Genomic DNA, 14428 nt, shown 5'->3' on the forward strand with positions numbered 1-14428 from the left:
ACTCGTACACGCAGGCCGTCGCAGACCGTCGGCGCAGGCACGCGCAAGCGCGGCTCGCACCGCGCCCGTTCACCCCTCCCTCGGCACCACCGTCATCGGCAGGCTGTCCGGGTGCGCCACCGCCGAGGCGACCTCGCGGACGTTGTGGCCCGGCACCCGCTCGAACCTCCAGCGCCGCAGCACCGTCGCCAGCGTGATGACGATCTCCGTCCAGGCGAAGCCGTCGCCGATGCACTTGCGGGCCCCCGCCCCGAACGGGATGTATCCCTCGCGCGGAATCCTCGTGCCCGGCTCCTCCAGCCAGCGGTCCGGGTCGAAGCGCTCCGGCTCGTCGTAGAGGCGGCCGTCACGGTGCAGCGCGTAGAGACTGAAGGCCAGTTCGGTGCCGACGGGCACCTCCCAGCCGCCGAGTTCGACGGGCGCGGTGGCCTGCCGCATCAGCAGCGGCACCGAGTGCATACGGGAGATCTCGTGCAGCACGCGGTCCATGTAGACGAGCTTCGGTACGTCCTCGAAGGTGACCGCTCGGTCGCCTGCCACCGCGGCGATCTCGGCCAGCAGCTTCTCCTCGACCTCGGGGTGCGCCGCGAGTTCGTGGAAGGTCCAGCACAGCGTCGACGCCGTGGTCTCGGTGCCCGCGAACATGATCGCGACCAGCTCGTCCCGTACCTCGCGGTCGCTCAGCTTGTCGCCGCTGTCGGAGTCGCGTGCGGCCATCAGCAGCGAGAGCAGGTCCTCGTGGTCCTGGTCGCCCTGCTGGTGCGAGAGGGCGATGACCTCGTCGATGACGGTGCGCAGCCGCTTCGCGGCGGTGTCGAAGCGCCGGTTGGCGGGGACCGGGATGCGGTCGAGGAGTCTCGGCGTGACGGTTCTCACCAGTGCGTTCTTCAGCAGGATCGGTACGTCGCGGATCACCGCGTCCGCGGCGGGGCGGCTGATCTCCGCCGAGAACATCGTCTCGGCGAGTGTGGCGACGGAGAACTGCGCCAACTCCTCGTCCACGGCGACCGTTTGGCCCGGCCGCCACGAGTCGGCCATGGCCTGCGCACGAGTCGCCATGACCTCGGCGTAGCGGGCGATGCGCTGCTGGTGGAACATCGGCTGCATCAGCCGCCGGTGGCGCTTGTGTATGCCGGAGGGCGCGGTGGGCAGCGCGTCGCCTACGAGGTTGCGCGCCCGTATGAAGAAGCGGCCCTTGTCGAAGTTGCGGGCCTTGGTGACCAGCAACTCATGGGTGAGGTCCGCGCTGGTGACGAAGTAGACGGGCAGGGTGCCGACGTCCACGCGCACCAGATCGCCGGTGTCCCGCAGCGACTTCATGAAGTCGAGGGGGCGGCGCAGCAGGGGCAGCGCATGACCTATCAGGGGTGTGTGTCCGGGGGCTCGTGGTACGGCCTTCAGTGCAGCACTCACTTACGCAGCTCCTTACGGCGAGAGGTGGGGGGTCCGGGGGAGGTGCAGCCGGTCTGGTGTTGTCGGGTCGTGCGGGAGCCCGGCGTCGGCCGGGTGGAGCGATGGGGAGCAGTCGTCGCCGGTGCCTGCCGGGACGAAGTGCCAGGCAGACACGCGTAGTCGAGGAAGGGGCCGGGTGTCGGGGATCTGTCGGGTCAGGGCGGACGGCGCCGTGTGCGGAGCCGCCGTCCGGCGGTCTCAGACCGCTGCGGACCTGTGGATTTCGCCACGTACCGGCTGAAACGTTTCCCTCTCCGGAAGTACGTCCCACCACCACGCGACGGCCGGGATGTCCAGTGCCTCGTCGCTGTCGTCGGTCGGGGTGTCGCGGAAGGTCGAGGGCAGTTCTGCGGGGTCGTCGGGCGTCGTGTAGCGGAGCGAGCTGATGCCCCAGTCCTGGGCGCCGCGGATGAACGTCCCCAGGTTCTCCAGGTATTGGCGCAGTTGCGGGCTTCCCGTGGCGGCGAGCCCGTCACGCAGGCGCAGGAACAGGCACATGACGCGGTCGCGTTGGGCGACCGCCTCGGTCAACGCCTCGGCGGGGGTGAGCTGTTGCTCGTGCTCCAGTACGCGGAGCACGTTGAGGTAATACTGCTGGGTCCTGCTCTCCTTGTGGTACGAGAAGAGGTCGTTGTCCCAGGTGATGATGAAGTACGCCATCTCGGCGACGGCTCTGACCGCGGTGCTGTCCCGTTCGCTGGGGTGCAGTTCGTAGCCGTGGCCCATCTCCAGCAGCGGCAGTACGACCGAGGTGGCGCCGTCGTAGAGGCGCATCAGGGTGTAGTCGTTGAGGCCGGGGACGGTCTCGTTGCTGCGGTGGGACGCCTCCCACACCACGGAGAGGAAGTACTCGCGGAGGGCGTCGACCCAGCGGGCCTCCTGGCCCGGTGTCGCGTAGCGGGAGACTCTGTGGCGCAGGTCTCTCAGGCCCGTGGCGAGGGGGTTGCCGGCGAGCATGGGGACGTCGGGGTTCTGGGCGACGCGCAGCATTCGGGAGAGCACGCCCACCAACTCCGCCGGGTCCTTGCCGAGTTCGCCCTCCTCGCAGAGTCCGTCGTCGACGCCGAAGAGCCAGATGATGAAGTCCGCGAGTATGGACACGACCTCCTCGCGGCCCTCGGGGAGGACCCGGGCGGCGAAGGTGCCGATGTCGTGTGCGACGAGCCTCTCGCGCAGCTCGCGTGAACCGATGGCGTAGTCGTTCGCCCAGGCCGTCGTGCTTTCGTTGATCGCCTCGTGACGGGGATGGATCGCTGGCGGGATGGGAGAAAAAACGGGTGGAACGATCAACCCGTGCTCCACTGTCGATCACCTCGGTAATCCGGCGGCGTCGCGCCGCCATCCACTCGACCTCTCGGCAGCCGGCCGCCTCTTCGGGCCCGCTGCACCGGGTAGAACCGGCCAATACCACGTACTGCCTGCGGCGACGGCGCACTTCCGCACCTGCGGAGGCCCGACCGTCGCCGGCTGCTACATGGACGACTCCCCCATGGCAAGGGGACGTCCGGCCACAGGGAGCAGGCGTGGCACGCTGCGGACCCGGCACGGCCACAGGGAGCCTTCCCCCAGGTCACCGACGATTACACGTTCAACTACCGTCGCGGCGGGGCGAGTTGACGCCAGTGGGTGCATGGGCCCGGGGCATAGCCGGCCTCCCGGGCGGGTGCGGTCAGGGGTCCCGGCCTCACCGACCCCTCAGCCACTGCTTGAACGACGTCCACCAGGACGGGTGCTCGGCGGACGGCGCCTCGGGAGGCAACGGCACGGAGGCGGGCTCCGGCGTCTGGAGCGGCGGGAGTTCGACGGACGGTGCGCCCGCTCCCGGGCCCGTGCCGCCGTCGCGGCGGCGTGGCGCGAACTCCACGGGAAGCGAGACCAGTCGGCGGGACATCAGCGCGGTCTCCCAGCTCAGCTTCTCCTCGGGCACTGCGAGCCGAAGATCGGGGAGCCGGGTGAGGAGGGTGTCGATGCCGGTGTCGACGATGGCCCTGCCGAGATCCTGTCCGGGGCACTCGTGGGGGCCGCCGCTGAAGGCGAGATGCGAGCGGTTGCCGTGCATGGGCGTCGACTTGTCGGGGCGGATCTGCGGATCGGCGTTGCCCGCGGCGAGGCCGAGCAGCAGCAGATCCCCTGACTTGATGGTCTTGCCCGCGAGTTGGGCGTCGCCCGTCGCCCAGCGGCCGATATTGGTCGTCATCGGGGGCTCGTCCCACAGCACCTGTTCGAGAGCGTCGGGCAGCGTCATGTGCCCACCGGCCAGAGTGGCGCGGAAGCGCTGGTCGGTCAGTACGAGGCGAAGAGTGTTCGCGATGAGATTGACGGTCGGCTCGTTGGCCGAGACGAGCACGACGCGAAGGTGCTCGCGTACTTCGTCATTGGACAGCTTCGCCGGGTGCTCCAGCAGCTTCGACGCCACGTCGTGGCCCGGCTCGGCACGCTTGCGGTCCACCAGATCCTGAAGCGCGTCGGTGATGTAGTCGTTGCTCGCCACGGCGGTCTCCGAGCCGCGGATCATGTCCTTGGCGGCGTCGGTCAGCCGGGGCCCGTAGTGCTCGGGCATGCCGAAGAGCTGGGTGATCACCCGCAGCGGAAGCTGGTCGGCGAACTGCTCGACGAGATCGGCCTTCCCCTCCGGTTCGAACTCGTCGATGAGCTGGTGCGCGAAGCGCGTCACATAGCGGCGGATGCCGCGTGCTTCGAAGCGCGACAGGCTCTCGGTGACGGCTTTGCGCAGCCTTGCGTGCTCCTCGCCGTCGGCGAAGACGCACAGCGGCTGCCACATCGTCAGCGGCGCCAGCGGGTGGTCCGGGGGGACCTTGCCCTGCTGCATGTCGCGCCACAGGCGGGAGTCGCGGGAGAAGAGCGAAGGCGTGCGTGCGACCTCCAGGTTCTCCCGGTGCCCCAGTACGAGCCACGCGGGACGGTCGCCGGGCAGCAACACCGGGGCTACGGCGCCGTGTTCGCGGCGCAGGCGCTCGTACAGGGCGAGCGGGTCGGCGTCGGCCTCGGGCCCGTACAGGCGGCGCACCCCGTCGGGGCCGAGTCCGTGGGCCGGGCAGCCGGGGGGAGGGGAACCGGCGGGCGGGGAGCCGGTGCTCTCGGCGGTGCCCGCGGCGGCGCCTGCGGAGGTGTCCGTGTGGGCGCCCGAAGGGCCGTCCGTGGCACGGTCGTCGGCGCCCCGGGCGGTGCCGTGCCCGGTGCGCCCGGCGTGGTCCGCGGTGTCGTCCGTGGCGTGATCCGTCGTACGGCCCGGGGTGCTGTCCGTCGTGCTGTCCGGGACCGAGCCGGGTGGTGGAGAGGTCACTTCGCCTCCGGGGTCAGTGCGAGGGAGCGCAGGTAGTGCATGAGTCCCAGCAGGACGTCCTGGCTGGAGGAGCGCTGGCGGGCGTCGCACACGATGATCGGGACACCGGGGTCCAGATCCAGGGCGCCGCGCAGCTCCTCCACGGGGTAAGTGGGCGCCTCCGGGAAGGCGTTGACGGCGACGACGAACGGGACGGCCGACTCCTCCAGCCGTCCGATCACGTCGAAGCTCACTTCGAGGCGGCGGGTGTCGACGAGGACCACGGCTCCCAGAGCGCCCTCGAACAGGCCGTTCCACAGGAACCAGAAGCGCTGCTGTCCGGGCGTCCCGAACAGGTAGAGCACCAGCTCCTCGTTGAGGCTGATGCGTCCGAAGTCCATCGCGACGGTCGTGGCGGTCTTGCGTTCCACGCCGGCCGTGTCGTCGACGTTCTCGCTCGCCTGCGTCATCGTCTCTTCCGTCGTCAGCGGACGGATCTCGCTGACGGAACGGACCAGCGTCGTCTTGCCGACACCGAAACCGCCGACGATGACGATCTTGACCGCGGAGCTGGCGGAGGAGGGGAGTCTGTCCTCGCTCCGAGGCCCCGTCGCCGTGCCAGCCGTGTCAGAGATTCCGGAGTCCATGGATCACCGCCTCAATCAGTTCGATGTCGGGAAGGGACGGGGCCGGCGACCGCGCCTCGACCCGTTCCTCGTTCAGCAGGTCCGCCAGCAGAACGGTGATCACGCTCACGGGGAGTCCCAGGTACGCGGAGATCTCAGCGACGGAGAGCGGCGAACTGCACACGCGTAGAATCGAAGCCTGCTCGGGCTGCATCCCGACTCTCGGGGCCTCCCTCGCCACGATCAGCGTGACCAGGTCGAGGCCGCGTAATTCAGCCGGGTCGCTGCGGCCACCGGTGATCACATAGAGCCGCTCGGGCCCGCTCTCGTCCCACCCCTGAGACTCCTGGCTCATGGGGCCAATCCGCCGTCGCGCGGGGGACTGGTCAAGTGTTCGCCGATGCGGGCCACCAGGTCCCTCATGCGCCCACCGACCAGTCCTGCGTCGACGCCCTCGTCCGCGAGTACGGCGAGGTGCGCGCCCGCGCCTGCGGCCATCAAGTACATGAAGCCGCCGTTGACTTCGATGACCACCATCCGCATCCGCCCGTCGCTGTGGGGGAATTCGGCCGCGACGGCGGAGGAGAGGCTTTGCAGGCCGGAGCCGATCGCCGCCAGCCGGTCGGCCGTGTCGGTGTCGGTGTCGTGCTTGGCCATGCACAGGCCGTCCGAGGAGAGCACCACCACATGGCGGGTCTGGGGGACGGTCTCCGCGAGGTCCTTCAGCATCCAGTCCATGTCGGCACGCCGTTCCATCGCTCACTCACCCTCATCTGACGACGTGTCTCCGTCGCGGTCCGCCGCCATGGCGTTGTCGTCCGTCGTGTTCGCCTTGTCGGCCTTCTCGGCCCCCGATTTGCCGGAGTCGCCCGAGAGGCCGCTCTGCAAGTCGGCCATCCACAGGCCGGGCGCCGGTTCGTCCGCCGCGGGGCGCGACGGCGGCTGTGGCGTCGCGGAGTTACGGGCGGGAATGCCGCCGGGGCGGGCGTCCGGGCTCGGGGTACGGCGGCGGCGCTGGGGAAGCCCGTTGGCGTTCCGCTCGATCACTGGCGGTTTCTCGTCCTGCACTTCGTCTTCCTGCCGTGCGGGGCCGGTTTCCGGAAGCCAGGGTTCGTGGCGCGGCGGCGTCCGGTGGCCGTCGCCCTGCGCGGCCGGTGACGCGGCGGGCGGAGCCGCGTACCGCGATGCGGCGGAGGCGGATGCGGGCTCCGTGCGGGCGGCTGCGGGCGCCGAGGCCCCCGCGGCGGAGGCCGCCGTGGCGGATGTCCCCGCCGTGGAAGCGCCCGTGGCGGAGGCCGCCGGGGCCGCCGGCGTCTCCCGGCGCGTGGGCTCCTGCCCCGGGCCGGCGCCGATGCCGTGTGCGCGTCCCGTAGCGGGTGCGGTGGTGATCAGCTTCTTCGGTACGACCAGGACGGCACGTACGCCTCCGTACGCCGACGGCGGCAGCGAGACCTGGAAGTCGTAGGCCTGCGCAAGCCGTCCGACCACCGCGAGACCGAGGCGCGGCGACTCGCCGAGGTCGTTGAGGTCGATGCCCGCCTGGGCCTCCTTGAGCCTCAACTCGGCGCGTTCACGGGCCTCTTCGCTCAGCCCGACGCCACCGTCCTCGATCTCGATGGCGATGCCGGCGTGCACCTCGCCCGCGGTCAGATGGACGCGGGCCTTGGGCGGCGAGTAGCGCGTGGCGTTGTCGAGCAGTTCGGCGAGCGCATGGATCAGCGGCTCCACCGCGGGACCCACCACCGCGACGTCCGCCACCGAGTGCAACTCGACGCGCTGGTAGTCCAGTACCCGCGACATCGCGCCGCGCAGCACGCTGTAGACAGGGACGGCCTTGCTCCACTGCCTGCCCGGACGTGCGCCGCCGAGCACGGCGATGCTGTCCGCGAGACGGCCGATGAGGGCCGTTCCGTGGTCGAGCCGCAGCAGATCGGCGAAGAAGTCCGGCTGGCTGCCGTGCCGGTCCTCCATGCCCCGAAGGTCCGTGGCCTGCCTGTGGACGATGGCCTGCACCCGGCGCGCGATGTTGACGACGCCTCGCTGCGCCGAGTCGCGGAGGGTCTCCTCCGCCTGCACGGCGTCGATGACGGACCGCATCAACTCCTGGTGCGCGGCCTGGAATTCGCTGCTGAGGCCCTCCGACTGCGGCGTCATCGACCGCAGCACGTCCTCGGCGAACTCGCCCTCCTGAAGGCGTTCCACGGCCTCCGGCAGGCTCTGCTTGGCCAACTGGACGGTGGCGCGCTCCTGTTGGTGCAGCCGTGTCCGGAGTACGGAGAGCTGCTGAGCGTGCTGGGCCCGCAGCGCCGTCAACGCCCGTCCCCGGCGGGCCACTTCGGCCGCGACGGCAGCCACGGCCACCGTCGCTACCAGGCCGCATACGAGGACGGCAGTACGGGCGCCCCCGGGTACGAGGGGGACTGCGATGCCTGCGGCGGCTGCCGTCACGACGGCGGGCAGCAGCCAGACGAGTACCGGGCCGGACCCTTGATTTCCGGGTGACGATCCAGCACGAACCATCAGGATCCTCAAATCGGTCGAAGTGCCGGGTGAGCAGAGCGTGCGCGGGGAGCAGCGGAACGTCCGTGAAGGGGGCGCCCAAACGGCACAGGTGGTCTCAAGTCGGCGCCTGGGCGGGGGAGTTGGTCCGGTCCACTGAGCCCTTCGAAAGCATAGCCGGAAGCGATCACTGGTGACGCGGAGCATCCGGTCGGGCGCTCTTGACGGTTCATTTCGGTGCTGAAACTGAGCAGGTCAGGATAGTTTCCGCTGCAACGCAACAAATCGCCTTGAGGCGGGCAAGCGGTCGGTCAGACCGTAAGCGGAATGTGGCGAGCCGGGACGGATGCACGGTACGGGTGCCTCGCCGGGAAGCGGTGGGGTCAAGTGCAATTGAGCGCGCGGCCGCGGAACGTACGGACGGGCCCCACAGGCCGTGGATGGCGCGGTGACGCCACGCGGGCCCCCGATGGTAAAGATCAGGTGAAGATTTCACGTGGTGGGCCTGGCCGTGATGAGAACTGACGGAGCGTCACATATGGGGGGAGGCGCCGAGTCGTTGAACGGCCGTACGGCGGCAGGGATTCGGGGAGGTCAGGGCGGGGCTGCGGCAGGAGGGAGCGGTGGCGCGGTGACGCCGGGCGGGCTGCCCGGCGCGCGCTGGACGCGCAGGGCGGGCAGGCACATGGAACGCCGGACGTCGACCTACAGGACCCGTACGGGTCTCCAGTGGCGGGACCGGCGACCGCCACTGGAGACCCGTACCGGCGTGCCCCGCGATCCCGCTTCGGCGCCAGTTACTGAGGGAACGGGACCGGGGCCGGGGGCCGGACGTATGGCACGACGGATGGACCGCTGGACCGTCCCGGCGCCGGTCCCTCACTCCTCCGGACATGCGAGAGATGCGGACCCGGGTTAACCATGGAAGTGCGTCCGCGACAGCGCATGCACAAGCGCACGCGGATAAGCGCCGAGACGGCGCAGTGGGCCCGCCCCTGCTCGGCCGTGGCCGCCGACGACGATGTGCGGCCGGGGGATCACGGCCCGGAATCACGACCGGGGATCACGACCGGGGATCACGACCCCGGATTCTCGGCGGGATTCACGGGGCGACTCGTAGCGACGCCGCAGGCGCCGTCCCGGGCGCCCTTCGAAGACATCCTGCTCCCCCACGGGAGGACCCCATGACCACACTGCGCTTGGCCACATTCAACGTCGAGAACCTCTTCGCGCGCTGGCGGTTCAGGGACGCCGTCGATCCGTCGCAGGCCAACTCCCGCGGCTGGATAGTCGACGAGACGCGCTTCCAAGAGCTGGGAATGGACGACAAGGCGATCACCGGCGCGGCCGTACGGGAGATCCAGGCGGACGTGCTGTGCATGCAGGAGGTCGAGAACGTCGACACGCTCAAGAGGTTCCGCAGCCAGGCCCTCGGAGGCCGCTCCGCGTACCCCTATGTGGCGGGAGTCGACGGAAACGATCCGCGGCTGATCGACGTGGCCGTCCTCTCCAAGTTCCCGATCACGCGCATACGTTCGCACCAGCACTTCCTGGACCCCGCGAGCCCGACGGCACCCCTGTTCTCCCGTGACTGCCTCGAAGTGGACGTGGAGATCGAGACCGGCGAGACCACGAGCCGCACGGTCACGCTCTACGTCAACCACTTCAAGTCCATGATCGGCGGACGCAACCAGACCCGGGGCAAGCGGGAGCGCCAGGCCACGCAGGTCATGGATCTGGTCACCGAGCGCTTCGGCCACCAGGCCCCCGGCGAGCACCCGTTCGTGATCCTCGGCGACCTCAACGACTACCTCGAACCGAACGGCGACGGCAGCTCCGGCATCGACCAGCTCGTCACCTGGGACCAGGTCGAGAACGTCGTACGACGTCTCCCCGAGGACGAGCAGTGGACCCACTTCTGGGCAGGCGGCAACGAGTACCGCCAGCTCGACTACCTGCTCCCCTCCGCCTCCCTCGCCCAGGCCGCCCCGGCCTCCGAGACGGCCCCCGAGATCTTCCGCAAGGGCACGGCCCTACGGGCCGACCGCTACAAGGGCCCTCGCTTCCCGGGCATCGGCCTGGACAGGCCGAAGGCGTCCGACCACTGCCCGGTCGTCTTCGAACTCGACGTCACGTAGAGGGAGTTGAACGGTCCGAACGTTGGGGCGCACGTCTCGCCGGTACGGCCACCCCGGCAACCCCCGGGGGCCCGGCCCGCACCGCGGACCGGGACCCTGAGCCGGACCCCTGAGCCGGGACCCTTCAACTGAGCCCCGGGCGGCGGCCGTACGGGACGGCTGCCGCCCAGGCAGGGGCCCTTACGTGCGGTCCGCCGCGATCAGCAGATAGTGGAAGCTGCCTTCCTTGTACGCCGTCAGGAAGGACTCCTCGATCCCCGTGGCCAGCGAGGACTTCGCCCGCATCTCCCAGTACGGGATGGTCGCCTCCGTCAGGTCGACGACGCTGATCGGTGTGAGCTTGTTGGCGGCCATGGCCTTGAAGTAGTGGCTGCGCGGATGGATGTTGCAGGTGTAGTGCTCGTCGATACGGCTGACGGCCTTGGAGCGCAGGCCGGTGACGTCGTTGGAGCAGCCGGTGACGCAGACGTAGCGGCCCCCCGGTTTCAGCAGGCGGGAGTGGGCGTCGAAGAGTTCCATGAGGTCGACGTACATCGTGGACTCGTTGTTCCAGATGCCGCGGAAGGCGCCCTCCTCGAAGCCGGTGTCGAGCATGTTGCGGAAGTGGAAGCGCACCTTCCCGCTGACGCCGCGTTCCTCGGCCTGGCGGCGGGCGAAGCCGACCTGGTACTCGGAGATCGAGACGCCGTCGACCTCGCAGCCGAAGCGTTCGTGAGCCATGAAGCTCGTGCCGCCGCGGCCCGAACCGGCGTCCATCAGGCGGTCGTCGGGCCCGACATCGCCCAGGTGATCGAGGAGGAAGTCGGCCTGGGCGGTCTCCAGCCGGTGCAACTCCTCGGTGATGCGCTTCTCCCGCGTCTCCTCCGGGCCCTCCAGGACGGACGCGTCGTAGTCGCCGATGCCGTAGTGATGGTGGTAGAGGCCGTCGACCTCGCCGAGGCGCAGATTGACGGGGTCGTGCTGGTTGGTGTTCCAGTACTCCGCGACGGAACGCTGGTACGGGGTCCGCAGAACGTCCGCGGACGGCTGCGTGCGCGTGCGCGTATTCGTGCTGATGCTCGTGCTCATCGTGGTGACTCCATGATCATGTCGAGAGGGCGCCGGGCCGGTCGGGCCGTGGGCGCCGGGCGGCTTCGATCACTGGTCCGGTGTCTCCGTACGGGCACACCGGACAGGCGCCACCGGACGGGCGTCGCCTGGCAGGCTCCGCCGGACCGACGGCACCGGGCAGGTGCTACCGGGCGGGTGTCACTGAACGGGTGCGCCGTGGTACCGGCCTGTCGTGCTGTGCCATTCGCGGCTTCCGCCGAGCCAGGCCCATACGCCCGCCAGGAAGCGGGCCAGGGCGGGCGAGCCGTTCACGGCGAGGACGGCGGCTTCCTCCTCGAAGGTGTGCATGAGCTCGTCGTGGATCCGCGCGCTGGCCTCGATCGCCTCCCGCAGGGAGCACTTCTCCTCCGCGGCGATCACCCGTGGCAGGTTGGTGTCCTCGGGGTCTTCCTTGGCCATCGAGTACAGGTCGTTGAGCAGCACGCTCGCGCTCCCCGCCATGGTGAAGGCTCTTCTCACCCGCGGATCGGCGAACTCCCACGGCGGAAGCTCGTATCCGGCGAGCACGTCGATCAGCACCATGCACGGCACGAAGCTGTTCTCGTGCCGGTGCATCAGGTACTCCCACACCGACGGCATCTGCCCCGTGGTGCGCCAGACCGCCTCCTGGTTGTACGCCACGAACATGATGGACAGCGCATGCTGAAGCCGTGCCGACTGTGCCGTCGAGGCGTAGCGGGAGAGGTTGTCGAGACTGTCGCTCAGCGCGGTCATGACCGGGTCGTCGCGCAGGGTCTCCGCGAGCTGCGGGGCGTAGCGTCTGGGCAGATGCGCAGGGTCGATGGCCGCGAAGGCGATCGCCAGGCGCTGACCGAGGCGTTCCGGGTCGGCCTCCTCGGCCTCCCCGTCGACGTAGTGGTCGTCGACTGACCATTCCGCCAGCGCGCACTTCGCCGCCGCGAGCAGCCGGTCGGCGTCGTCGGTCTCGGGATGCGCGAGCATGATCAGCCGGCCGAAGCCCGCGGCGCGGACCCGGTCGAGCTGGCCCGGGTAGACGCCGACCTCCTCGGCCCATGCGACCAGCCGCTCGTTGACCTCCTCGCCGAGGGCCGGATCGTCGCGGATCGCCGGAGGGCAGTACAACTCCGGGACGGAGGACGGCTTTTCGTCTCTACGGGCTGAATCGTCGTCGGTACGTGCCGACTCGGCGGGCGGCGCGGCGGCGATTCTCAGGCCGGAACTGCCGAGCCCGGTCGGGCCGGAGGGCAGTCGGCGGCCCGGCCGGGCGGTCCGGCCGGTGAGAAGGGACGCGGCGTCGGGGGGCGCGGTGATCGCATGCCCGGCCGGACGCGCGGCAGCCGGTGGTGGGGCGCTTGGTGGTGCCGTGAGGCGGGCCGCCGAAGTGCCCAGCCCCCGGGGCCCGATGGGCACCCTCCGTACCGCGCCGCCCTGCCTCGTCGGCAGGGCACGAGCGTGGGCACCATGACCGTTCGGCCCTCTCCCGGCGCCCGGACGGTGGAGGCTCCGCGGCGCGGGCCGTTCCGGATCGGACAGCATGGCGGTCACGAGACTCGCCATCTCATGACTGGTCGACGGGGCGAATAGACGGGAAAGCAACGACACTCTCCACTCTCCTCAACTGATCGTGGTCTGCCGGGCTACGGCGTGAGGGAGGGGAGGGGATCAGTCGCTGGCGCGAGAGACCTCGACGTTCTCGAGGATGCCGATGGCGTCCGGGACGAGGACCGCCGCGGAGTAGTAGGTGCTCACCAGGTAGGAGATGACGGCGCGGTCGTCGATGCCCATGAACCGTACGTTCAGGCCCGGTTCGTATTCGTCGGGCAGCCCCGTCTGATGCAGGGCCACCACGCCCTGGTCCTCCTCGCCGGTGCGCACGGCGATGATCGAGGAGGTCTGTCCGCCCACCACGGGGATCTTGCCGCAGGGGAGGAGCGGCACGCCCCGCCAGGCGGGGATCTGGTTCCCGCCGAGATCGGTGCTTCCGAAGTAGATCCCCCGCTTGTTGCACTCACGGCCGAAGGCGGCGATCGCCTTGGGATGTGCGAACAGATAGCGGGTCTTGCGGCGCATGCTCAGCAGCTCGTCCAGATCGTCCGGCGTGGGCGGCCCGGAGAGCGTCTGGATGCGCTGGTCGTAGTCGGCGTTGTGCAGCAGCCCGAACTCCTTGTTGTTGACCATCTCGTTCTCCTGGCGCTCGCGGAGCGCCTCGATGGTCAGCCGAAGCTGCTGTTCCGTCTGGTTCATCGGCTCGTTGTAGAGGTCGGCGACGCGGCTGTGAATCCGCAACACGGTCTGCGCGACGCTCAGTTCGTACTCGCGGGGCGACAACTCGTAGTCGACGAACGTGCCGGGCAGCCGCTGCTCGCCGACATGGCCCGCGGCCAGATCGATGTCCGCCTCGCCGCGGTTGTTGGTCCGGTGACCCCCGTCGGACAGCGCCCGCTGTACGTGCTCGTCCAGGTGCCCATGTTGGTCGGCCACCGCCCTGTACGCCTGCTGCGGCAGCGCCAGCACGACACACGAGGTCGCGGCACGCGCCGTGAACTCCCACTTGCTGTCGTCGCCGGCCAGCACCTGCCCGCCGAAGAACTGACCGTCCGCCAGCACATCCGTCACGGTGTCGCTGTCGTACTTGCCGGGCGTGACCTTCTCGACCTTGCCGTGCACGATCAGGAACACGTGGTCCGCGTCCTGGCCGGCCTCCGCGATGACCTGACCGGGCTCGTAGTCCTGCTGCTGGAACCTGTCGGCCAGCACGCCCAGCGCCGTGGGCTCGTCGAACCCACGCAGCAACGGCAGTTCACCCAGCTCGGCCGGGACGACCTGCACCCTGGAGCCGGTCTTGACGAACGTTATACGCCCGTCGCCCACGGCGTAGCTCAGCCGGCGGTTGACCCGGTAGACACCGCCCGCCACCTCGACCCAGGGCAGCGACCGCAGCAGCCACCGCGAGCTGATGCCCTGCATCTGTGGCTGGGTCTTGGTTGTGGTCGCAAGATTCCGTGCGGCCCCCGTGGTGAGGCTGAGCTGCTGCTCCGACCCGCCGCCGTCCGCTGCGGGAGTCAAGCTTGTCTCGACCGACATAGTCCTCACTTTCTGCGCGCTCGTCGCCGCATGGCAAAGCAGAGGTCCCTTGAGACCTCATACCGCCAAACGGGTTACGTCCAGCAACCATGTGTAGCGCGGAGTGACCCTCGTTGGCTCTAGTTGTACAAGGCGACCGGTTGCACCAAATTCCGCGCACGCCCCGCGAACAACCCTTCACACCTTCGCGATCAAGGAAAGGAGGGGTCGGACGTTTACTGACGTCGGGATTCGTCGACTGGCCGAGTCAGCCGTCGCGCGACCGATCCGTCGCC

11 protein-coding genes are annotated in these 14428 nt (G+C 69.6%); 1 reads left to right on the top strand and 10 read right to left on the bottom strand.

Annotation, left to right across the window (positions count from 1 at the left end; translation table 11 throughout):
• Positions 1–69: 69 nt before the first annotated feature.
• The 7 genes from MMA15_RS15445 to MMA15_RS15475 all read right to left on the bottom strand — a co-directional run bounded on the left by MMA15_RS15445 (position 70) and on the right by MMA15_RS15475 (position 7881).
• Positions 70–1413 carry a cytochrome P450 gene (locus tag MMA15_RS15445; RefSeq protein WP_241060354.1) on the bottom strand — a complete coding sequence of 448 codons (1344 nt, stop codon included), beginning with the start codon at positions 1411–1413 and terminating at the stop codon, positions 70–72.
• 237 nt (positions 1414–1650) lie between these two features.
• Positions 1651–2754 (bottom strand): selina-4(15),7(11)-diene synthase, encoded by a 1104-nt coding sequence (locus MMA15_RS15450; RefSeq protein ID WP_241060355.1) that lies wholly within the window; start codon positions 2752–2754, stop codon positions 1651–1653.
• 382 nt (positions 2755–3136) lie between these two features.
• A complete protein-coding gene (locus MMA15_RS15455) occupies positions 3137–4756 on the bottom strand; it encodes a cytochrome P450 (protein ID WP_372498247.1) in 1620 nt (539 codons plus the stop codon).
• On the bottom strand, positions 4753–5382 hold the full coding sequence (locus MMA15_RS15460; protein WP_241060357.1) for a GTP-binding protein: 630 nt from the start codon (positions 5380–5382) through the stop codon (positions 4753–4755). The genes MMA15_RS15455 and MMA15_RS15460 overlap by 4 nt, the downstream gene beginning before the upstream one ends.
• Positions 5363–5716, bottom strand: a complete 354-nt coding sequence (locus MMA15_RS15465) for a DUF742 domain-containing protein (protein ID WP_241060359.1) — start codon at positions 5714–5716, stop codon at positions 5363–5365. Before MMA15_RS15465 ends, MMA15_RS15460 begins: the two co-directional genes overlap by 20 nt.
• Complete coding sequence (locus MMA15_RS15470; protein ID WP_241060361.1) at positions 5713–6117, bottom strand: roadblock/LC7 domain-containing protein; 405 nt, start codon at positions 6115–6117, stop codon at positions 5713–5715. The genes MMA15_RS15465 and MMA15_RS15470 overlap by 4 nt, the downstream gene beginning before the upstream one ends.
• A gap of 3 nt (positions 6118–6120) precedes the next feature.
• Positions 6121–7881, bottom strand: coding sequence for a sensor histidine kinase (locus MMA15_RS15475; RefSeq protein WP_241060363.1), 1761 nt, complete (start codon positions 7879–7881; stop codon positions 6121–6123).
• Positions 7882–9044: 1163 nt separating this feature from the next.
• On the opposite strand from MMA15_RS15475, the gene MMA15_RS15480 reads away from it, so the two are divergent.
• Positions 9045–9998 (top strand): endonuclease/exonuclease/phosphatase family protein, encoded by a 954-nt coding sequence (locus MMA15_RS15480; RefSeq protein WP_241060365.1) that lies wholly within the window; start codon positions 9045–9047, stop codon positions 9996–9998.
• A 180-nt stretch (positions 9999–10178) separates the two neighbouring features.
• Here MMA15_RS15480 and MMA15_RS15485 read toward each other — a convergent pair whose 3' ends face one another.
• The 3 genes from MMA15_RS15485 to MMA15_RS15495 form a co-directional block, all read right to left on the bottom strand.
• Entirely contained in the window at positions 10179–11066 is an 888-nt protein-coding gene (locus MMA15_RS15485) for a geranyl diphosphate 2-C-methyltransferase (protein WP_241060366.1), read from the bottom strand.
• Between the two features lie 180 nt (positions 11067–11246).
• Positions 11247–12626, bottom strand: coding sequence for a family 2 encapsulin nanocompartment cargo protein terpene cyclase (locus tag MMA15_RS15490; RefSeq protein ID WP_308290547.1), 1380 nt, complete (start codon positions 12624–12626; stop codon positions 11247–11249).
• Positions 12627–12731: 105 nt separating this feature from the next.
• Positions 12732–14153, bottom strand: coding sequence for a family 2B encapsulin nanocompartment shell protein (locus MMA15_RS15495; RefSeq protein WP_241060368.1), 1422 nt, complete (start codon positions 14151–14153; stop codon positions 12732–12734).
• Positions 14154–14428 lie beyond the last annotated feature (275 nt).

Source organism: Streptomyces marispadix (assembly GCF_022524345.1).
GTDB classification, from domain to species: Bacteria; Actinomycetota; Actinomycetes; order Streptomycetales; family Streptomycetaceae; genus Streptomyces; species Streptomyces marispadix.